This window comes from Pseudomonas urethralis, from assembly GCF_021602465.1.
GTDB classification, from domain to species: Bacteria; Pseudomonadota; Gammaproteobacteria; order Pseudomonadales; family Pseudomonadaceae; genus Aquipseudomonas; species Aquipseudomonas vlassakiae.
Genome location: NZ_BQIJ01000002.1, coordinates 551,813 through 570,083 on the forward strand (window position 1 = coordinate 551,813; position 18,271 = coordinate 570,083).

An 18,271-nucleotide genomic window follows, 5' to 3' on the forward strand; every position below is an offset into this window, starting at 1 on the left:
TTCTCGCTGACAGCCAGGGGGCGCTGTGCGCCCCCTTTCAGCAGGTCAGCGCTGCTCGTGCTGGCGTCGATACGCCCCCGGTTGCACACCCACGGTCTTGGCAAACGCCCGGGTAAACGCCGCCACCGACTGATACCCGACCTGCGCCCCCACCTGTTCCACGGTATTGCCCGCCTGCAACAACCGGCTGGCATGGCGCATGCGCAGCGCCAGCAGCACCTGCCCCGGCGACTGCCCGGCCAGCTCATTGAACCGCTTGAAGAACGCCGAGCGCGACAACCCGGTGCAGGCGGCCATGCTCTCCAGTGTCCAGGCCTGGCCAGGCTGTTCGATCAATTGCTCCAGCAACCCGGCGAACGCCGGCTGACGGGCGAGGGCGACCAGCCCGCCAAGCGACTGCCCGCCATGCACCTGCTGGCGCAGCACATACAGGAACAGCAACTGGGTGAGGCGCTCCAGCATCGTCTGCGAGGGCGAGCGCTGGCACTCCTCCAGAATCAGCCCGAACAATGCCCGCGCCGCATGCCCGGCCGGTTCATCGGCACGCAGCACGATCCAGTCGGCCAGCCCATCGACGATCAGCGACGACAACCCGGCGCGGAAGTCGAAGAACCCGCATACCAGGCCCACCCCGTCGCTCGCCGTCGCATCCAGTGCCTGCATTGGCTGGCGTGGCTGGTCGCAGGCGGTAATCGGGTCCTGGTCGCTGGATAGCCGATAGCCCAGGTCGCGCAGCAGGAACACGGCATCGCCGGCGGCCAGGCGCACAGCCTCGCTCTGGCCATCGAGGTGCAACCAGCAATGCCCCTGCACCACCAGGTGAAAACTGGCGCGGCCCATGCCTTGGGTGCTGGCATGCCAGCCACCGCAATAGCGGCCGACATGAAACAGGCTGGCATCGAGTTCGAGGCCCTCTAATAACCAATCGACAAGATGGCTGGATGAAATCATCTAATGCAAAGACTCAGGAGCAAGGAAAGGCGACTGATGAATATGGAGGGTAATTCTTATAACCAACAGACTGTAGCAACCTACATCGACAGGAGACCACTCCATGACCTCGCGCATTACTCTACACACTCTGCAGAGCGCTCCGGAAGCGGCCCGCCCGTTCCTCGAGAACGCCCAGAAGAACTCCGGCTTCATTCCCAACCTGCTCGGCGTGCTGGCCAATGCCCCGGCAGCGCTGGAGACCTATGTCACCGTCTCGGCCCTGAACGGCAAGTCCGAGTTGTCCCTGGCCGAGCGTGAAGTGGTGCAACTGATTGCCGCCACCCAACACGGCTGCGACTTCTGCGTCGCCGGCCACACTGCCGTGGCCCTGAACAAGGCCAAGCTGCCCGCCGAAGTGGTCGACGCCCTGCGCGCCCGTGGTGAACTGCCGGATGCCCGCTACGAGACCCTGGCCGAATTCGCCCGTGAAGTCATCGCCACCCGCGGCAACGTCAGCGACGCCACCTACCAGGCCTTCCGCGCAGCCGGTTTCACCGAGGGCAACGCCCTGGAAGTGATTCTGGGCGTGAGTCTCGCAACCCTGTGCAACTTTGCTAATGTGTTCGCCCAGACGCCGCTCAACGACGAACTGAGCAAGTACCGCTGGCAGCCAACTGCGTAATCGACGCCTGGCGCGGGTGGCGCCTGTGATTTCAAAAGGAGTAGGGACATGCTTGATGCTGCATTTCGTCAATGGCTGGATGCCAATGCCGAGGCAATCGACCAGGGCCAATGTGACCCGCAGCACGTGCTGGCGCATATAGCCGAATCGCAACTGCTGCGCGTTGGCGTCGCCCCGGCACTGGGCGGCAGCGGCGGCGCAGTCACCGATGCGGTCGAAGCCATCGCCGCCATCGCCAGCCGCTCACTGGCCGCAGCCTTCGTTTGCTGGGGCCAGCGCGCGTTTATCGAATACCTGCTGCAAAGCCCCAACCAGGGCTTGCGCGAGCGCTTGTTGCCCAACCTGCTGACCGGCGAGCTGGCCGGGGCCACCGGCTTGTCGAACGCCATGAAGTTCCTTTCCGGCATCGAGGCCTTGCAGGTGCGTGGCCGCTGCGAGGCGGCGGGCTGGACGCTGGAAGGCCGCCTGCACTGGGTGACCAACCTGCGCAAGAGCGGCTTCGTCGTGGCGGCGGCCATCGAGGACGACGCCGGTGGCTCGCCCTTCGTGATGGCCATTCCCTCCGACAGCCAGGGCCTGGAGCGCTCTGACGACCTGGAACTGATGGGCCTGCAATCGAGCAACACGGCCGCGTTGGCGTTTCATCAGGTACAGTTGAGCCGCGACTGGCTGTTGCACGAAAACGCCCGCGAATTCCTGCCCAAGGTGCGCCCGGCGTTCCTCGCCCTGCAGTGCGGCATGGCCATCGGCCTGGCGCGGCGCTCGCTGGAGGAAGTCCACGAACACCTGCACGGGCGCCTGTCGTTCCTTGAAGAACACCGCCAGGTGCTCAAGGAACGCCTGGAAAACACCGTGGCCGAGCTCAAGCAAGGCCTGCTCGAAGGGCGTTACCAGGGCCAGCCGGCGGCGCTGTTCAAGCTGCGCATCACCCTCGCCGAAAGTGCTGCCGACGCCGTGCAGCTGGAGCTGCAGGCCAGCGGCGGCAAGGCGTACCTGGATGAGTTCGGGGCCGGCTTCGCCCGCCGCTGGCGCGAGTCGGCGTTCGTGCCGATCGTTACCCCAAGCCTGGTGCAACTGCGCGCCGAGCTGCATCGCCAGGCCGCCAGCGCATGAGCCAACCGCTACTCCAAGCCTGCGCGATCAGCCTGGGCTACCCGCGCGAGGGTGGTTGGCAGGAGGTGCTGGCGCGCTTTGACCTGCAACTGGCGCCAGGCGAGGTGGTGACCATCCTCGGCCCCAGTGGCGTCGGCAAGTCCAGCCTGCTGCGGGTGCTGGCCGGTTTGCAGCAACCGCGCAGCGGCCGCGTGACCCTGCACGGCGAGCCGCTGCAGGGGCCGCACCCGCGCCTGGCGGTGGCCTTTCAGGACCCGAGCCTGCTGCCCTGGCTGAGCCTGGAAAAGAACGTCGCCTTCGGCCTGGATTTCGCCCGCCAGCCCAAGCTGTCGTCAGCCGAGCGCCGCGCGCGCATCGACCAGGCCATTAGCGCGGTGGGCCTGGCCCATGCGCGCAACCAGTATCCGGCGCAATTGTCTGGCGGCATGGCCCAGCGCACCGCGCTGGCCCGTTGCCTGGCGCGCCAGCCCGAAGTCCTGCTGCTCGACGAGCCGTTCGGCGCGCTCGACGAAGTGACCCGTGCCGACATGCAGCAATTGCTGCTGCAACTGATCGCCGCTCACAACACGGCGGCGGTGCTGATTACCCATGACATCGACGAAGCCCTGTTGTTGTCCGACCGGGTGCTGCTACTGGGCAACCACCCGGCGCACGTCCTTGGTCAATGGCACATCGACCTGCCGCAACCGCGTACGCAGCGGGTCGAGGAACTGGGCGCGCTGCGAATCGAGATACTCAAGACCCTTCGGCGGGCGAGCCGCACGGCTGAACCTTCCCCTACCTCGTTGACTCCGGAGCCTGCCCATGTGCATGGATGACTGCTGTTCCTCCACCTCGCGTCGTGATTTCCTCAAGCTCAGCGCCATGCTCACCGCTGCCGGCGCCGTACCGCTGCTCTCCAGCTTGCAGGCCCGCGCCGCCGCCGAACCCGATGCGCCGGTGCGCATCGGCTACCTGCCGATCACCGACGCCACGCCGCTGCTGGTGGCGCACAACAACGGCCTGTTCGAGGCCGAAGGCATCAAGGCCGAGCGCCCGGTATTGCTGCGCAGCTGGGCGCAGGTGATCGAGGCGTTCATCTCCGGCCAGGTCAACGTCATCCACCTGCTTTCGCCGATGACCGTGTGGGCACGTTACGGCAGCAAGGTACCGGCCAAGGTGGTGGCCTGGAACCATGTCGGCGGCTCGGGCCTGACCGTGGCGCCGGACATCAGCGACATGAAGCAACTGGGCGGCAAGACAGTGGCCATCCCGTTCTGGTACTCGATCCACAATGTGGTATTGCAGCAGATGCTCAATGACAACGGCCTGACCCCGGTGTCGAAACCTGCCAATGCCACGCTGGCGGCCAATGAGGTCAACCTGCTGGTGCTGCCGCCCTCGGACATGCCGCCGGCCCTGGCCAGCAAGCGCATCGCCGGCTACATCGTCGCCGAACCCTTCAATGCCCTGGCCGAGAACCTCAAGGTCGGCCGCGTGCAGCGCTTTACCGGCGATGTGTGGCGCAACCACGCCTGCTGCGTGGTGTTCATGCATGAGCACGACCTGAACAACCGCCCGGAGTGGTCGCAGAAGGTGGTCAACGCCATCGTCAAGGCCCAGCAATGGACCCGCGACCACCGCGCCGAAGCGGCGGCCTTGCTGTCCAAGGCGGGCCCCAACAAGTACACGCCGCATGAACCGGCGGTGCTGACCAAGGTGCTGGCGCCGGCCGCCGAAGACCGCGCTGGCTACGTGGCCAGTGGTGCGATCCGGCATCAGCAATGGGACGAGAAGCGCATCGACTTCCAGCCCTACCCATACCCCAGCTACACCGAAGAACTGGTCAAGCGCCTGAAGCACACCCTGATCGAGGGCGAAAGCGGCTTCCTCGCCGGGTTGGACCCGGTGCAGACGGCTCGCGACCTGGTCGACGACCGCTTCGTGCGCAACGCCATTGCCGCAGTCGGTGGCCCGTCGGTGTTCGGCATCGCCGAGAACTTCCAGCGTAGCGAGGAGTTCGCGGTCTGATGGGCAAGCACGTCGTAGCTGCCGGCCTGGGGCTGGCGGGCCTGCTGGGGTTGCTGCTGCTGTGGTGGGCGGGTGTTCAGCTGTTCGGCGAGGCTGACGGCCTGTCGGCACGCTTCTCGCCCCAGGCGACCCTGGCCAGCCTGGTCGAGTTGCTTGGCCAAGGCGAGGTCTACGGGCATGTCTGGGTCAGCCTCAAGCGCATTCTGGTCGGCTTGTTGCTGGCGCTGCTGATCGGCGTGCCGCTGGGGCTGCTGGTGGGGAGCTACCGGCACCTGGAAGCAGCGACCACGCCAGAGTTCCAGTTCCTGCGGATGATCTCGCCCTTGTCGTGGATGCCAGTGGTGGTGATGCTGATGGGCGTGGGTGACCAGCCGATCTACTTCCTGCTGGCCTTTGCCGCACTCTGGCCGATCCTGCTCAACACCGCCGCAGGCGTGCGCCAGCTCGACCCGCGCTGGCTGCAGTTGAGCCGCAGCCTCAGTGCCACGCGCTGGGAAACCTTGTGCAAGGTGATCGTGCCGGGGGTCATCGGCCATGTGCTGACCGGGGTGCGCCTGGCGATTGGCATCCTGTGGATCGTGCTGGTGCCGTGCGAGATGCTCGGGGTGAGTGCCGGGCTTGGGTATTTCATTCTCGATACCCGCGACCGCCTGGCTTACTCGGAACTGATGGCGATGGTGCTGCTGATCGGCGTGCTCGGGTTCATGCTCGATGCGCTGGCCCGCGGGCTGCATCGGCGCTGGGTGCATGCCTGACCGGCCAGTTGTGCTTGTTCGCGGGTAAACGCGCTCCCACAGTATTCGCGCAGGCCTGGAAAGGTGTGCGTTCGCTGTGGGAGCGGGTTTACCCGCGAACAGGCCCTGGGCTTAATGCACCGATCTGCGTTCCCGCACACAGGCGTTCGCCTGGGCGGTCAATTCATCCAGCCACGCATCCCGCTGCTGCTCGGCATCGACCATCGCATCCTCACCCTGCTGGTTGAGCAGGTAGGTGTGGATCTGCAGGACTTCGGCAGTCTGGTAGATCGGCGCAATGTCCAGCCGCCCGATCAGCGCGCCACTGGCCTGGCCGGTGCTGCTCATCAGCACCTGCGGCCCGCTGGCGGCGACCACCTGCATGCCCATGCTCTCGAACCACGGCACCTGGCTGGCAAAGGCATTCAGCTCGACACTGGCACAGCGTGCCTGCGCGTCACCCAGCAGGGCACGGGCAATGCCTTGGCGGCGGTGGCTGGGTGCCACGGCCAGAAACGCCAGGGCGCAGGCCTGGGGGTTGTCCTGGGCCGGCAAGCTCAGGGCGAAACCGAGCAACTGGTCCGGGGCATCGGCATCCAGGGCCAGGGTCAGTTCCACAGCCAGGCCACGGGTGCCGTCCATGGCTTGCAGGTACTGGTGCACCTCCATGCCGACACCGTACTGGTACAGCGGATACAGCGGGTTTTCGGCGCGAATGGCGACACTGCTCAGATCGCCGACGTTGTGGATCACCAGCTCGCGGATCTGGTTCTGGAAAGATTCGGGCGGCACGCTGTCGAGGCGGCTCAGGATGAACATCGGTAAACGGGCTCCGGCTGCGATTGGCTCATCCCGCGCCGAGTTGGCGCGGGGTGCACAGTCTAAACCCTTTTTAGCCGCGCATCGCGGCGAGCATCAGGTCGAGGTTCTGCACGGCCGCGCCCGAGGCACCCTTGCCCAGGTTGTCGAACACCGCCGTCAGCAGCACCTGGCCGTGCTCGGGGTTGGCGTACAGCGCCAGGCGCAGGTCGTTGCTGTCATTCAGCGCCTGCGGGTCGAGCGGGGTGGCCGGGCCTTGCTGGTGCAGGGGCATCACCTGCACATGGCGGGCACCCTGGTAGTGGTGCTCCAGGCAGGCTTGCAACTGCTCGGCGCGCGGCTGGCCCGGCAGCAGGCGCAACTGCAGGGGAATGCTCAGGACGATGCCCTGGCGATAGGCCGCGTAACCGGGCAGGAACATGGGCCGTGCCGACAGGCCCGCGTGCAGCTGGATTTCCGGCACGTGCTTGTGCGCCAGTTCCAGGCCATACACCTGCAGGATGGGGGGATGTTCAGCGCCCGGTGTTTCGTGCCGCTCGACGGCGGCACGACCACCGCCGGAATAACCCGAGATGGCGTGGATGCTCAGCGGGTAGTCGGCCGGCAGCAGGCCGGCCTTGACCAGCGGGCGCAGCAGGGCGATGGCGCCGGTCGGGTAGCAGCCGGGGTTGCTGACCCGCTTGGCCCGGGCGATACGCTCGGCCTGCTGCTCGTCCAGCTCCGGCAGGCCGTAGACCCAGCCTGGCGTGGTGCGGTGCGCGGAGCTGGCGTCGATCACCCGTACGGCCGGGTTCTCGATGGCCGCCACGGCCGTGCGTGCAGCATCGTCGGGCAGGCACAGCAAGGCGATGTCGGCGCTGTTGATGGAATCGGCGCGGCGCTGCGGGTCCTTGCGCTCGGCTTGCGGCAGGGTCAGCAGGCGCAGGTCGGTGCGGCCTTGCAGGCGGGCATGGATCTGCAGGCCGGTGGTGCCTTGGTCACCGTCGATGAAGACAACAGGGGTGTGCATGGTCGGAGTCCGGTCAGCGGAGGAGATGGCCTATGCTCGCCTGTGGCACTGGGAAAGAAAATTTGAATATGATGACGCTGACGTTCAGCTTTCATGAATCAAGGACCGCCGCCCATGCGCGAAATCAGCCTCGACCGCCTGCGAACCTTGGTAGTGGTTACCGACCTGGGCTCGTTTGCCGAGGCCGCCCGTCAGCTCAACCTCGCGCCGCCCACCATCAGCCTGCACGTGGCCGAGCTGGAGGCGCGGGTCGGTGCGCCGCTGCTGACGCGCAACCGCAACCAGGTGCGCCCGACGGCCATCGGCGAGACGCTGCTGGGCAGGGCCCGGCGTTTGCTGGCCGATGCCGACCTGGCGTTGGACGAAGTGCGTCGCCAGGTCGAGGGCCTGACCGGGCGGGTGCGCCTGGGGGCATCCACGGGTGCCATTGCCCACTTGTTGCCCAAGGCCCTGGAGCATTTGAATGAGGCACACCCCGGTATCGACGTGCAGGTTCAGGTGCTGACCTCCCAGGCTTCCCTGGCGCGCTTGCGAGAAGGCAGCCTGGATATCGGCCTGGTCGCGCTGCCGCAGGTGGCCGGCAAGGGTGTCAGGGTCACGCCCTGGCGGCGCGACCCGATTCTGGCGTATGTGCCGGCCGACTGGCAGCCGCCGGCCAAGGTCACCCCGGCCTGGCTGGCGCAGCGTGCGTTGATCCTCAATGACCACAGCACCCAGTTATCGCGGGTGACCGGTGAGTGGTTCGCGGCGGCGGGCTTGTATCCCGAGCCGCGAATCGAGCTGAACTACAACGATGCGATCAAGAGCCTGGTCGGGGCGGGCTATGGCGCGACCTTGTTGCCGCAGGAAGGCGAGGCCGCCGAACTGGACCGGCGGATTGCCCGCCGGCCGCTGCGGCCCGGGTTGTGGCGGCAGCTGGGGATTGCCTGCCGGGAAGGGCAAGTGGAGCGGGCAACGGGGTTTGTGCTGCAAGCGCTGGAACGGTTGCGGCAGTAAGGGCTGCAAAGCGGCCCGGGGTCAGCCCCGCTCGCGCAGGCGTACCGCCGTCACGGTCTCGCCGCCCACCCCCCAGTTATCCGTCGGCACCTCCTCGATCACCACGAAGGTACTGGCCGGCGGCTTTCCCAGCACCTGTTCCAGCAACCGCGTGGTGCCCTCGATGAGCTGGCGCTTGTGTTGCTGGGTAACCCCTTCATCGGTCACCCGGATATGTACGTACGGCATGGCTGTTCGCTCCTCGGTTCAGTGCCAGGTACCGGCGGTGCTGCCACCGTCCACGGGCAGGATGACGCCGCTGACGAAGCGTGCGTCGGTCAGGTACAGCACGGCGTCTACCACATCCTGCGGCTTGCCCGTGCGGCCGCTGGGTGAAAGCCCGCCAAGGGCCTCGACCGTGCCGCCGTGCAGCGGTGTATCGATGATCCCGGGGGCTACCGCATTGACCTGCACGCCGCTGGCTGCCAGCTCCAGGGCCAGGCCTTTGACCGCCTGGTTCAGCCCGCCCTTGACCAGCACTGGCAACAGCGCCGGTACGCGGGTATCCGGCTGCATTGCGATGGAGGCGGTGATGGCGATGATCTGCCCATGGCCTTGCGCAGCCATGACCCTTGCCGCTGCCTGCGACGGGTAGAAAAAGCCCTTGAGGTTGGTGCCGACCAGCGCGTCGAGGTCTGCCTCGCTGTACTCGGTGAAAGGCTTGGGAATGAAGATTCCGGCGTTGTTGATTAGGATGTCGACGCCGCCGAAGGTCGCCTGGGCCGTGGCAAACAGGCGCTGGGCAGTCTCGGCTGCGGCGATGTCGCCAGCCACGCCGACGAAGCGCTGCGGGTGACCGAGGCGGGCCGAGGCCTGGTCCAGGCGTGCCTGGCTGCGGGCGTTGCCGATTACGTTGTCGCCGCGTTCGAGGAACGCCTCGGCGAGGGCGAAGCCCAGGCCGCTGGAGGCCCCGGTGATGATGACGGTTCTTGGCGTGCTCATGTTTGCGTTCTCCGGAAGTGAGCCGGTGGCTCGTGTGCAAGCCAATGTAGGGCGCAACGCCAACTTGAAAAATGAGCTGTATGGCATTTCAATCGATACATCATGTAATCAATCGAGCTGCCATGACCCGCCACTTCGACGATCTGCAACTGGGCAGCCTGGAGCTGTTCTGCCTGGCAGCCGAGACCGGCAGCTTCACCGCTGCAGCCGCCGAGGCCGGTGTCACCCCGGCAGCGGTAAGCCGCAGCGTGGCACGGCTGGAGGAGCGCCTGGGCGTGCGCCTGCTGGTGCGGACCACGCGGCAGATGCGCTTGTCCGACGCCGGCCAAGCCTATTATCAGCAATGCCGTCAGGCACTCGGGCAACTGCTCGAGGCGGAGCGCCAGGCCGCCGGTGGCCAGGCCGTGCCAAGCGGTCGCCTGCGCATCAGTGCACCCACTCCCTATGCGCATTACCGCTTGTTGCCGTTGCTGCCGGCGTTCCGTCAGCGTTATCCGCAGGTGCAGGTGGATGTGCATGTCAGCAATCGCAACGTCGACTTCGCCGAGGAGCCCTTCGATCTCGCCATCCGTGGCCGTGAGCCCGCCGATTCGCGGCTGGTGGCGCGGCGCCTGGAGAATGCCGAGTTGGTGGTGGTGGCGACACCGGCCTACCTGACGCGCATGGGCAAGCCGCAGGTGCCGCAGGACCTGGCCGGGCATGAGTGCATCCAGTTCGAGCTGGCCAGTACCGGCCGCCGTCTGCCGTGGAGTTTCCGCATCGAAGGCCGCGAGGTTGAAATCGAGACCCAAGGGGGAGTCACCTGCCAGGGCGATTTCCTGGCGAGCGCGACACTGGTGCGTCATGGCGGCGGCCTGATGCAGGCCTACCGCTTCACCGTGCAGGACGCCCTGGCCAGTGGTGAGCTGGTCGAGGTATTGCCTGCATACGGTGGCACCTCGCGCCCTTTCATGCTGATCTACCCGCAGGCCCGGCACATGCCCTTGCGGGTACGGGCGTTCATCGACTTCCTGTTTGCCGAGGCGCGACGACCGCCGAGCTGAACCGACACAGCCAGCGCCATCGCCGACTATGCTTTCCCCTGCGTCGAGCCAAATGACTCTCGATGATCATTCTGATTTCCCAGGAGAACGCTCCATGAAATCCATCCTATTGCTGGTAATTGCTTCAGTGCTGAGTGTTGCTGCACACGCTGACCCCAAAACCAACTGCGATGCGAAGATCAAGGAACTGGAAGACGACCACAAAGCCAGTGGCCAGGGCATGCACGGCGGCATGGCCCATGATTTCAAAGTGAAATGGGAAGAAGCCAAAAAGGCTCGGGATGCCGGCGATATGGCCAAGTGTCAGTCTGCTGCCGACCAGGCCAAAAGTATCTATAACAAGGCGCGCAGCCGATAGCGCCACGTTGCTGCGGGCCTCGGCGCAGTTGAATCCGCGAAGAGGCCCGCCGGTCGGTCATCAGAACCAGCGGTCGTTCTTCTTCCGCCCACGGGTCAGCGCCGGCAGGATCAGCCCCGCCAGCAGGCCGGCACCGGCGATGCTGCCGCCATAGACCATGTAACGCATCATCACCTGCTTGTTCTCGTCGCCCAGGCGTGCCTGGGTATCGCGCAGGCTCGACTGGCTCTGGTCGAGCTGTTCGCTGAGCGCCTGGTTGCGTGCTTCCAGCTCATCGATGAGCTTCTTGCGCGAGTCGAGGGTCTCCTGCATGCCCTGTACACGGTTCTTCCAGCTGTCATCGATGGTCTTGAGCTGCCCGGACAGCTCCGCCACCTGGGCGTCGAGTTGCGGCAGGCGCTCGCTCTGGCCCGGCACCGACTGCAGGTCATTGGTGAGGATCCATACCAGGTCGCCATTCTGCCCACGTACCTGGCTGTAGTTGCCCTGGCTACCGACCAGGGTGAGTTTCTGCCCGGACTTGAGCGTGCCCACGATGCGGTGGCCATCGGTCGGGCCGCTGCGCACGTAGGTGCTCAAGCTGTCGCTGACCCAGCGCGCATCGCTGGCCGGCTCTTCGGCATGCGCAGGGACGGCAAGGGCCAGCAGGGCGGCGAGCAGGCTGCCGCGCAGGGCAGGAAGGGCAAGGGAGGCTGGGCGGGATTCAGGCATGTTGGGTCTTCGCTGCAACAGGAAAAATAGGCCCGGTCACTGTGGATCAGCGACGAGGCCGGCGAACCGGTCGGTGAATTGACCGTCAGGGACAGACCGCAATTTTGTAAGCAGGTTCACTGCTGAATGTCGGAATTCCCAACAGAATGTTGCAGGTACCGGGCGCGAGGCGCGCACCCCGGATGGGGCGCTTTTTTCAGGTCGATAGGAGGGTCCTGGCGAGGCAGTCCTTGCAATTGACGATGGTTTCCCGAGGCCCCGCCTTCACATGGACCAGGTTCGATCCGCACATGGCGCAAAACAGCCTGCAGCCGCTATCGTCCGCGTGCCCCGGCAGCTCAGCGATATAGTCGCTGACCTTGCGACTCAGGCCATGGTCGCGCTGTTGCAACAGCACGTCGAACAGCGCCTGACTGAAACCTGAACGCGGGGCGTGGATGTCGTAGCTCGATACCGTGAACTGCCAGCCCTCGCGGATGGCGCGTTCGCTCAGCGACAGCAGGCTCCCTGGAATGGTGTTGGCGGCGTGCAGTTTGTTGACCTGGGCGCGGGCAACGAATGACAGTGCCCCACGTACCGCAGTGTTGACCAGCGACCAGATGTGCCGTACGGGATGCCGGTCGAGCAGCTGGGCTGCGACTTCGGCGGCTTTGTGCCTGGCCTCGAAGGGCAGGCCGTGTTCCGCGCAGCGGGTGGCGATGTAGGCGCACACTTCCTCGTTGCAGAGCAACCTGATGGCTGCGACGAGTTCGTCATGCCATTGCGCCTGCGGGCCAGCGCAAAGCGCCGTGTGCAGCGCGCGATGCAACGTGCCGAGGCCGGCCCGCTGCGGGTCATCCAGGCTGACATTGGCGACCCAGCGCACCTTGTTCTGCCAGGCCTTCGGAGTGGGGTCGTCGCTGAAAGCCTCCAGCGGCGAATCCGGGTCGACCAGCAGGATCTGGTCTTCATGCAGCCCCAGCAGGATGGTTGAATCCATGCCCTTGGAGGGGCTGACACGCGCATCGCCGATGGTTTTTTCCGCAGCCAGGATGCAATCCGTTTGCGTATCCATGCGGATTTCGAGCACGGCCAGCAACTGCAACTGGCGGGTGATCGACAGCGCGTGCAGTGGCACTGGCAGGTGCTTTGCCAGCGACCAGTGCTCCTTGATGCGCTTGCGCTGTTCGATGGCCTTTGCCTGCCGGGCCTGTTCGCGCGCCGCCAGGCAGGGCTGGCAGGCGCAAGCGCGTTGCCAGCGGTTGCGCCCTGGGAAGTAGTGGCGGTGGGCGCAGTTCGGGCAGTAGGCCAGGTTATCGTTCCAGCTGTTGGCCGAGCGGCTTTTGCGCCGTTCGTACAGGCTGACTTCGCAATAAGGGCACACCAGTTCGGCGCACGGTACTGGGGGAAAGGCCTTGATCAGGCTGCTGGGAGCGAGGTCGATGGCGTAGCGTTCGAGCAGCCGGGCAATTTTCTCCCCGCCGATGTATTCGCTGTACAGCGCCTCGATCTGTTCGGCGCTGAGGTGCTGCAACTTGGATTTGAAATCGGACAAACCTGTATCTCCCTGCGAAAAGTCGCTTGTGAGGTTCGTCGGCAATGATGCAGTGCCCCGCCATGTGCGGGTTGTAGGAAGTTTCCCTGTAGTTGGTAGGTGGCTTCTGAGCGTTATCTTGACGGTGGCCCTCGTCAGCTTGGACTGAAGGGCTAGACTCAAGGCTTCCTGTTCGCCCATGGGGCCTTGCCATGACTGCCAAGAACACGATCTGCCTGTGGTTCGACAAGGATGCCGAACAAGCGGCCGAGTTTTATGCCCGAACCTTCCCCGACAGCCACGTGGTGGCAGTGCACCCGGCCCCCGGCGACTACCCGTCGGGCAAGGCCGGTGAGGTGATCACCGTCGAATTTACCGTGATGGGCATCCCGTGCGTCGGGCTCAATGGCGGTACCACGTTCAAGCACAGCGAGGCGTTTTCGTTCCAGGTCTGTACCGAGGACCAGGCCGAGACCGACCGGCTCTGGCATGCCATCGTCAGCAACGGCGGCAGCGAGAGCGTGTGTGGCTGGTGCAAGGACAAGTGGGGCATCTCCTGGCAGATCACCCCGCGCATACTCATCGAAGCCATCGCCCACCCCGACAAGGCAGCGGCCAAGCGGGCGTTCGACGCGATGATGAGCATGGGCAAGATCGACGTGGCGAAGATCGAGGCGGCATTGATGGGCCCGGCCTGAGGATTGTGGCGCCGCTAGCCACCGTACCCCTGGGTCAGGCGAATGATCTGCCGCGCACAGAAGGCCCCGGTCAGGATCACCCCGAACAGCCGCAAGGTCTGCATGGCCAGCACCAGGCCGACATCTGCATGGGTTTCCACGGCGATGATTGCCATGGCATCCAGCCCGCCCGGGCTGGTCGCCAGGTACATCGACAGGAAATCCGTGCCCATCGCCAAGGCCAGCCCGTAAGCGCACGCGGCGCATAGCGCAATCAGCACCACCGCGCCGGCAATCATGGTCGGCAGGCGCTTCCACACATAGCGCACGGTCTGCCGGTCGAAGCGCAGGCCGATGTAACAGCCGATGGCGCCGTAGGCTATGGCCAGCAAGGGCTCGGGCAAGCGGATGGTCAGCAGCCCACTGACCTGCAGGGCACCGCCCAGCAGCAGCGGTATGAGCAAGGCGCCGGCAGGCAGGCGATTACCAAGCGTGATGCCGAGCAGCACCACACCCAGGCTGAGCAGGCTGTCGAGCAGGTGCGGGCCTGCCAGCGCCGCCGGTGCGTTGGCCACCGCGCCTGCAGCCGGTGTGGCGCCGAGCAAGTGGCTGACCAGCGAGCCGATCATCACCACGCACACCACCCGCACGTATTGCATGGTTGCCACGACGCGGCCGTCGGCGCCATTGTCCTCGGCCATCGACACCATCGCCGAAGCTGCCCCCGGTGCCGTCCCCCAGGCGGCAGTGCTGCCTGGGATGCCGCCGTAGCGCACGGTGCCAAGGCCCACCAGGGCGCTGAGCGCCACCGTGATGAAAGTGGCGACCAGCATCAAGTGCCAGGCCTGGGCCATCGACACCAGTACCGCCCACGTCACCGAATGGGCGACCAGCAGGCCGACGCAGCCCTGACCGAAACGGAACACCTGGCGATGCAGGTGCAGTTGCGCACCCGAGACGCCGAAGACGATGGCCACCAGCATGGGGCCGAGGAACAACCCGGCCGGCACGGCCAGGGCATGCAGCAACTGGCCGAAAGCGCCGGCACAGATCAGCAGGGCGAGCCATTGCAAGAGGGGCCTGAAAGCGGGGGGTAGGGCGGTCTGCAACGTGGATACTCCTTGCGCAGCGATAACGCGGGGCTGGCAGCGCCAGCGGAGAAAATTATCGACGGCGCAATCGATCAAGTCTATTTTCTACTTTCGATGAATCCATAACTGAAATTCATGAATCATGGACCTGCGTGACCTCACCTATTTCGAAACCATCGCCGAACTGGGCCACCTGGGCCGGGCCGCGGAGAAGCTCAACCGCAGCCAGCCAGCGCTGAGCAAGAGCGTCCAGCGCCTGGAAGAATCGCTGGGCACCCGCTTGTTCCAGCGCGATGGCCGCCGCATCAAGCTCACCGATGTCGGCAAGCTGCTGCTGGCGCGGGGCAAGCAACTGCAGTTGAACATCGCCGAAACCGAGCGCGAGGTGCGCGACTTCGCCAGTGGGCTGGTCGGCAACATCCGCCTGGGCTGCGCCGCGAGCATGGCCGATCACCTGCTGCCGCACCTGACCGCAGCGCTGCTGGAGCGGGCGCCGGAAGTGACCTTGAAGCTGTCGATCGCCCAGGACGATGTGCTCAAGGAGTCCCTGCGCGCCGGGCGGCTGGATGTGATCATTTCACCGCAGATCGCCAGGGATCCCGAGTTCACCACCTATCCGATTCTCGAAGACGAAGCGATCGTGGTGGCCAGCGCCGAGCACCCGATCTTCGCTGGCCCCATCACCTTGCAGCGCCTCTGCCAGTACCGCTGGGTGCTGGCGGGGCCGACGGTGACTGCCCGCCGCTGGATTGACAACGTGTTCATCGCCCATCAGTTGCCAGCACCGCAGGTGCAGATCGAGACCAACGCCATCTCGCTGCTGCCCCGGCTGATTGCGCGTACCCAGTTGCTCAGCTTCGCTGCCAGGGAAACCCTGGAGCATGGCTTGGGCATGTCCTGGCTGCGCGAAGTGCCGCTCCAGCAGACCACCATGCGCCGCACCGTAGCAGTGTCGGTGCGTACGGACGGCTACTTGTCGCCGGCGGCAGGTGCGTTGGTGACGCTGCTCAAGGAAAAGGGCAGCAGCTTCTTCGAACGTGGCTAGAGCAACGCTCAGCCGATGCCGCCGGCCTTTCAGCTGTGCGGCACCGGCTTGGCCGCTGGCGTGCCGGCAAATTGGGGCTTCAGGTGGCCCTGTTCATCGAGCAGGTACGCGTCCATCACTTCGCGCACCACCGGCCCGGCAACGCGGCCGCCGGCCTCGCCGTTCTCGATCATCACGGCGACCACCACGCTCGGGTGGTCGGCCGGGGCGAAACCGACGAACAGGGCGTTGTCGCGGTGGCGTTCGAGGGTCTTGTTGCGGTTGTAGCGCTCACCTTGCTTGATCGCCACCACCTGTGCCGTGCCGCTCTTGCCGGCGATGCGGTACTGGGCGCCGGCCGCCGCGGCGCGGGCGATGCCGCGCGGATCGTGCATGACCATCTGCATGCCGACGTTGACCTGGTCCCAGGCGTGCTTGTCGTGTAGCACGATGTCGGGCATCGGGTTGGGGTCGACCGGGGCCTCGCCACCCACGGTCATGGCCAGGTGCGGGCGGTGCCACACGCCCTTGCTGGCCAGCAGGCTGGTAGCCTGGGCCAGTTGCAGCGGGGTGACCTGCATGTAGCCCTGGCCGATGCCGAGGATCAGCGTCTCGCCCGGGAACCAGGCCTGGCGGCGGGTGGCACGTTTCCAGGCTTGCGAAGGCATCAGCCCTGGGGCTTCCTCGAACATGTCCAGCGAGACCTTCTGGCCCAGGCCGAATTCGGCCATGTAGTCGTGCAGGCGGTCGATGCCCAGCTTGTGCGCCAGGTCATAGAAGTAGGTGTCATTGGAGCGCATGATGGCGGTGTACATATCTACCCAGCCATCGCCGCTGTGGTTCCAGTTGCGGTACTTGTGGTCGTAGTTGGGCAGCTCGTAGTAGCCGGGGTCGAACACGCGGCTGCCGGGGGTGATCACGCCGCTGTCGAGGCCGGCGATGGCCACTTCCGGCTTGACCGTCGAGCCGGGTGCATAGAGGCCGCGCAGCACGCGGTTGAACAGCGGCCGGTCGATCGAGTCGCGCAGCGCGGCGTACTGCTTGAAGCTGATGCCCTTGACGAACAGGTTGGGGTCGAAGCTCGGGTTGCTGACCATCGCCAGCACGTCGCCGTTGGCCGGATCGAGCACCACCACTGCGCCACGGCGGTCACCCAGGGCCTTTTCGGCGGCCACCTGCAGGTGCGCGTCGAGGCTGAGGATGATGTCCTTGCCGGGGATCGGGTCCTTGTGGTTGAGCACGCGCATGACCCGGCCCTGGGCGTTGGTTTCCACTTCTTCGTAGCCCACATGGCCGTGCAGTTGGGCTTCGTAGAAGTGCTCGATGCCGGTCTTGCCGATGGACTGGGTGCCGCGGTACTCGGTGCTGTCGAGGGTCTTGGCTTCTTTTTCGTTGATGCGCCCGACGTAGCCGACCGAATGGGCGAAGTGTTCGGCCAGCGGGTATTCGCGGATGAACTGCGGTTCCACGTCCAGGCCGGGCAGGCGGAACTGGTTGACTGCGATCAGGGCGATCTGTTCTTCGGTCAGGCCGACCATCAGGGTGACCGGCTCGAACGGTTTGCGGCCGCGGCGCAGGTCTTTGTCGAACTGCTTGCGGTCGTCTTCGCCCAGGCCGAGGATTTGCGCCAAGGTGTCGAGCACCTTGGCCGAGTCACCGGCGCGCTCGCGGGTCATGGTCAGGTCGAAGCTGGGCTTGTTGTCGGCCAGCACCACGCCATTGCGGTCGTAGATCAGTCCGCGTTCGGGGGCGATGGGCAGGATGTGCACGCGGTTGTTTTCCGAAACGGCGCTCTGCTGGTCGTGTTGCAGCACTTGCAGCACGTAGAGCCTGCCCACCAGGACGGCGCACAGGCTGAACACCAGGGCGGCGCAGGCCAGGAGCCGGCGGTTGACCAGGTGTTTTTCCTTTTCGTGGTCCTTGAGGGGGATCGGTTGCGGCATGGGGGCTCTGTACAGTAGCGAATTCGGCAGGCGAGGGCTTCGCCCGCGAATGGGCCGCCCAGCGGCCCCGGGGCGGCGATGCTACGCAACCCGGCCCTGCGCCTCAAGGCAAGCGCGATCCGCTCACTGCCCCGGATCGCGCACCCCCCCCACCATTAGGGCGTTAACGGTCAACATTAAGATTTGTTCATGTGCTTTCAGATTCAGAGCTGGAGCAGCTGAACCACATCTCTTGCTCTTGCTCTTGCTCTTGCTGTGCTTTTGCTCTTGCTGTGCTTTTGCTTCTAAGCGCGCGGTAGTTCAGCAAACGCCTAATGCGACTTCAGGAGGCCGAGCGCAGGTCTTGCGGAGGGAGGTGACGGGCATGGATGCCCGTCAAGCGCTGCGGCCCAGGATGGGCCGTTCAGCGCGGTCCTCCCGGGAGCAAGGCCGGAGCGAGGGGACCCCGGAGCGCAGCGTAGGGGCCGGATGATGGGAGCCGGGGTTTTTGGTTACTTTTTGCCCCGCTGTATGGACCGGACACATCACTGACACGTGTGCGGAGACATGGTTGACACATTATCGTCCCCTAGCGACATCGTTGAAATTGTATTTCCCAATTCTATGGTGGCCGAAGTAGACCTCGAATTGATCG

Annotated in this window: 19 protein-coding genes; 10 read left to right on the top strand and 9 right to left on the bottom strand. The window is 65.4% G+C overall.

The genetic code is table 11. The features are described 5' to 3' along the window. Nucleotides 1-45 precede the first annotated feature (45 nt). Nucleotides 46-951: an AraC family transcriptional regulator gene (locus L6D64_RS05395; RefSeq protein ID WP_176508890.1), complete on the bottom strand. Its 906-nt coding sequence runs from the start codon at nucleotides 949-951 to the stop codon at nucleotides 46-48. A gap of 103 nt (nucleotides 952-1,054) precedes the next feature. Between L6D64_RS05395 and L6D64_RS05400 the strand changes: the two genes are divergently transcribed. From L6D64_RS05400 to L6D64_RS05420, 5 genes are read left to right on the top strand one after another with little or no spacing between them, the layout of a single operon-like run. Next, nucleotides 1,055-1,615, top strand: a complete 561-nt coding sequence (locus L6D64_RS05400) for a carboxymuconolactone decarboxylase family protein (RefSeq protein ID WP_054887183.1) — start codon at nucleotides 1,055-1,057, stop codon at nucleotides 1,613-1,615. A 48-nt stretch (nucleotides 1,616-1,663) separates the two neighbouring features. Continuing rightward, nucleotides 1,664-2,728: an acyl-CoA dehydrogenase family protein gene (locus L6D64_RS05405; protein WP_176508889.1), complete on the top strand. Its 1,065-nt coding sequence runs from the start codon at nucleotides 1,664-1,666 to the stop codon at nucleotides 2,726-2,728. Next, on the top strand, nucleotides 2,725-3,546 hold the full coding sequence (locus L6D64_RS05410; protein WP_176508888.1) for an ABC transporter ATP-binding protein: 822 nt from the start codon (nucleotides 2,725-2,727) through the stop codon (nucleotides 3,544-3,546). Before L6D64_RS05405 ends, L6D64_RS05410 begins: the two co-directional genes overlap by 4 nt. Next, the gene (locus L6D64_RS05415) at nucleotides 3,533-4,738 is read left to right on the top strand and encodes an ABC transporter substrate-binding protein (RefSeq protein WP_176508887.1); all 1,206 of its coding nucleotides are present in this window, start codon (nucleotides 3,533-3,535) and stop codon (nucleotides 4,736-4,738) included. The genes L6D64_RS05410 and L6D64_RS05415 overlap by 14 nt, the downstream gene beginning before the upstream one ends. After that, the gene (locus tag L6D64_RS05420) at nucleotides 4,738-5,493 is read left to right on the top strand and encodes an ABC transporter permease (RefSeq protein WP_176508886.1); all 756 of its coding nucleotides are present in this window, start codon (nucleotides 4,738-4,740) and stop codon (nucleotides 5,491-5,493) included. The genes L6D64_RS05415 and L6D64_RS05420 overlap by 1 nt, the downstream gene beginning before the upstream one ends. Nucleotides 5,494-5,604: 111 nt before the next feature. Here L6D64_RS05420 and L6D64_RS05425 read toward each other — a convergent pair whose 3' ends face one another. Beyond that, a complete protein-coding gene (locus tag L6D64_RS05425) occupies nucleotides 5,605-6,291 on the bottom strand; it encodes a GNAT family N-acetyltransferase (RefSeq protein ID WP_176508885.1) in 687 nt (228 codons plus the stop codon). Between the two features lie 73 nt (nucleotides 6,292-6,364). Beyond that, nucleotides 6,365-7,300: an N-acetyl-gamma-glutamyl-phosphate reductase gene (gene argC, locus L6D64_RS05430; RefSeq protein WP_176508884.1), complete on the bottom strand. Its 936-nt coding sequence runs from the start codon at nucleotides 7,298-7,300 to the stop codon at nucleotides 6,365-6,367. A gap of 114 nt (nucleotides 7,301-7,414) precedes the next feature. Between argC and L6D64_RS05435 the strand changes: the two genes are divergently transcribed. Beyond that, nucleotides 7,415-8,296 (top strand): LysR family transcriptional regulator, encoded by an 882-nt coding sequence (locus L6D64_RS05435; RefSeq protein WP_176508883.1) that lies wholly within the window; start codon nucleotides 7,415-7,417, stop codon nucleotides 8,294-8,296. Nucleotides 8,297-8,317: 21 nt separating this feature from the next. On the opposite strand, the gene L6D64_RS05440 is transcribed toward L6D64_RS05435, so the two are convergent. After that, nucleotides 8,318-8,524 (bottom strand): tautomerase family protein, encoded by a 207-nt coding sequence (locus L6D64_RS05440; RefSeq protein ID WP_176508882.1) that lies wholly within the window; start codon nucleotides 8,522-8,524, stop codon nucleotides 8,318-8,320. Between the two features lie 18 nt (nucleotides 8,525-8,542). Continuing rightward, on the bottom strand, nucleotides 8,543-9,277 hold the full coding sequence (locus tag L6D64_RS05445) for an SDR family NAD(P)-dependent oxidoreductase (RefSeq protein WP_176508881.1): 735 nt from the start codon (nucleotides 9,275-9,277) through the stop codon (nucleotides 8,543-8,545). Nucleotides 9,278-9,399: 122 nt separating this feature from the next. Between L6D64_RS05445 and L6D64_RS05450 the strand changes: the two genes are divergently transcribed. Together L6D64_RS05450 and L6D64_RS05455 are read left to right on the top strand one after the other, a co-directional pair. Continuing rightward, the gene (locus L6D64_RS05450; protein ID WP_176508880.1) at nucleotides 9,400-10,320 is read left to right on the top strand and encodes a LysR family transcriptional regulator; all 921 of its coding nucleotides are present in this window, start codon (nucleotides 9,400-9,402) and stop codon (nucleotides 10,318-10,320) included. Between the two features lie 94 nt (nucleotides 10,321-10,414). Then, nucleotides 10,415-10,678, top strand: coding sequence for a hypothetical protein (locus L6D64_RS05455; protein ID WP_054883865.1), 264 nt, complete (start codon nucleotides 10,415-10,417; stop codon nucleotides 10,676-10,678). A 60-nt stretch (nucleotides 10,679-10,738) separates the two neighbouring features. On the opposite strand, the gene L6D64_RS05460 is transcribed toward L6D64_RS05455, so the two are convergent. Then, the gene (locus tag L6D64_RS05460; RefSeq protein ID WP_054883864.1) at nucleotides 10,739-11,389 is read right to left on the bottom strand and encodes a TIGR04211 family SH3 domain-containing protein; all 651 of its coding nucleotides are present in this window, start codon (nucleotides 11,387-11,389) and stop codon (nucleotides 10,739-10,741) included. 196 nt (nucleotides 11,390-11,585) lie between these two features. Then, entirely contained in the window at nucleotides 11,586-12,923 is a 1,338-nt protein-coding gene (locus L6D64_RS05465) for a hypothetical protein (RefSeq protein WP_176508879.1), read from the bottom strand. A 191-nt stretch (nucleotides 12,924-13,114) separates the two neighbouring features. Here L6D64_RS05465 and L6D64_RS05470 point away from each other — a divergent pair, with 191 nt between their 5' ends. Beyond that, on the top strand, nucleotides 13,115-13,600 hold the full coding sequence (locus L6D64_RS05470; protein WP_176508878.1) for a VOC family protein: 486 nt from the start codon (nucleotides 13,115-13,117) through the stop codon (nucleotides 13,598-13,600). A 14-nt stretch (nucleotides 13,601-13,614) separates the two neighbouring features. Here L6D64_RS05470 and L6D64_RS05475 read toward each other — a convergent pair whose 3' ends face one another. Next, a complete protein-coding gene (locus L6D64_RS05475; protein ID WP_236192354.1) occupies nucleotides 13,615-14,652 on the bottom strand; it encodes an AbrB family transcriptional regulator in 1,038 nt (345 codons plus the stop codon). A gap of 160 nt (nucleotides 14,653-14,812) precedes the next feature. Between L6D64_RS05475 and L6D64_RS05480 the strand changes: the two genes are divergently transcribed. After that, on the top strand, nucleotides 14,813-15,715 hold the full coding sequence (locus L6D64_RS05480) for a LysR family transcriptional regulator (RefSeq protein WP_176508876.1): 903 nt from the start codon (nucleotides 14,813-14,815) through the stop codon (nucleotides 15,713-15,715). A 29-nt stretch (nucleotides 15,716-15,744) separates the two neighbouring features. Here the strand turns inward: L6D64_RS05480 and mrdA are convergent, their stop codons facing one another. After that, on the bottom strand, nucleotides 15,745-17,637 hold the full coding sequence (gene mrdA / locus L6D64_RS05485) for a penicillin-binding protein 2 (protein WP_054883860.1): 1,893 nt from the start codon (nucleotides 17,635-17,637) through the stop codon (nucleotides 15,745-15,747). Nucleotides 17,638-18,271 lie beyond the last annotated feature (634 nt).

Coding starts and splice junctions, on each gene's coding strand:
- L6D64_RS05470 (WP_176508878.1), top strand. CDS start 13,115: ATGACTGCCAAGAACACGATCTGCCTGTGGTTCGACAAGGATGCCGAA.
- mrdA (WP_054883860.1), bottom strand. CDS start 17,637: ATGCCGCAACCGATCCCCCTCAAGGACCACGAAAAGGAAAAACACCTG.
- L6D64_RS05425 (WP_176508885.1), bottom strand. CDS start 6,291: ATGTTCATCCTGAGCCGCCTCGACAGCGTGCCGCCCGAATCTTTCCAG.
- argC (WP_176508884.1), bottom strand. CDS start 7,300: ATGCACACCCCTGTTGTCTTCATCGACGGTGACCAAGGCACCACCGGC.
- L6D64_RS05400 (WP_054887183.1), top strand. CDS start 1,055: ATGACCTCGCGCATTACTCTACACACTCTGCAGAGCGCTCCGGAAGCG.
- L6D64_RS05410 (WP_176508888.1), top strand. CDS start 2,725: ATGAGCCAACCGCTACTCCAAGCCTGCGCGATCAGCCTGGGCTACCCG.
- L6D64_RS05420 (WP_176508886.1), top strand. CDS start 4,738: ATGGGCAAGCACGTCGTAGCTGCCGGCCTGGGGCTGGCGGGCCTGCTG.
- L6D64_RS05460 (WP_054883864.1), bottom strand. CDS start 11,389: ATGCCTGAATCCCGCCCAGCCTCCCTTGCCCTTCCTGCCCTGCGCGGC.
- L6D64_RS05455 (WP_054883865.1), top strand. CDS start 10,415: ATGAAATCCATCCTATTGCTGGTAATTGCTTCAGTGCTGAGTGTTGCT.
- L6D64_RS05440 (WP_176508882.1), bottom strand. CDS start 8,524: ATGCCGTACGTACATATCCGGGTGACCGATGAAGGGGTTACCCAGCAA.
- L6D64_RS05480 (WP_176508876.1), top strand. CDS start 14,813: ATGGACCTGCGTGACCTCACCTATTTCGAAACCATCGCCGAACTGGGC.
- L6D64_RS05435 (WP_176508883.1), top strand. CDS start 7,415: ATGCGCGAAATCAGCCTCGACCGCCTGCGAACCTTGGTAGTGGTTACC.
- L6D64_RS05405 (WP_176508889.1), top strand. CDS start 1,664: ATGCTTGATGCTGCATTTCGTCAATGGCTGGATGCCAATGCCGAGGCA.
- L6D64_RS05395 (WP_176508890.1), bottom strand. CDS start 951: ATGATTTCATCCAGCCATCTTGTCGATTGGTTATTAGAGGGCCTCGAA.
- L6D64_RS05445 (WP_176508881.1), bottom strand. CDS start 9,277: ATGAGCACGCCAAGAACCGTCATCATCACCGGGGCCTCCAGCGGCCTG.
- L6D64_RS05450 (WP_176508880.1), top strand. CDS start 9,400: ATGACCCGCCACTTCGACGATCTGCAACTGGGCAGCCTGGAGCTGTTC.
- L6D64_RS05415 (WP_176508887.1), top strand. CDS start 3,533: ATGTGCATGGATGACTGCTGTTCCTCCACCTCGCGTCGTGATTTCCTC.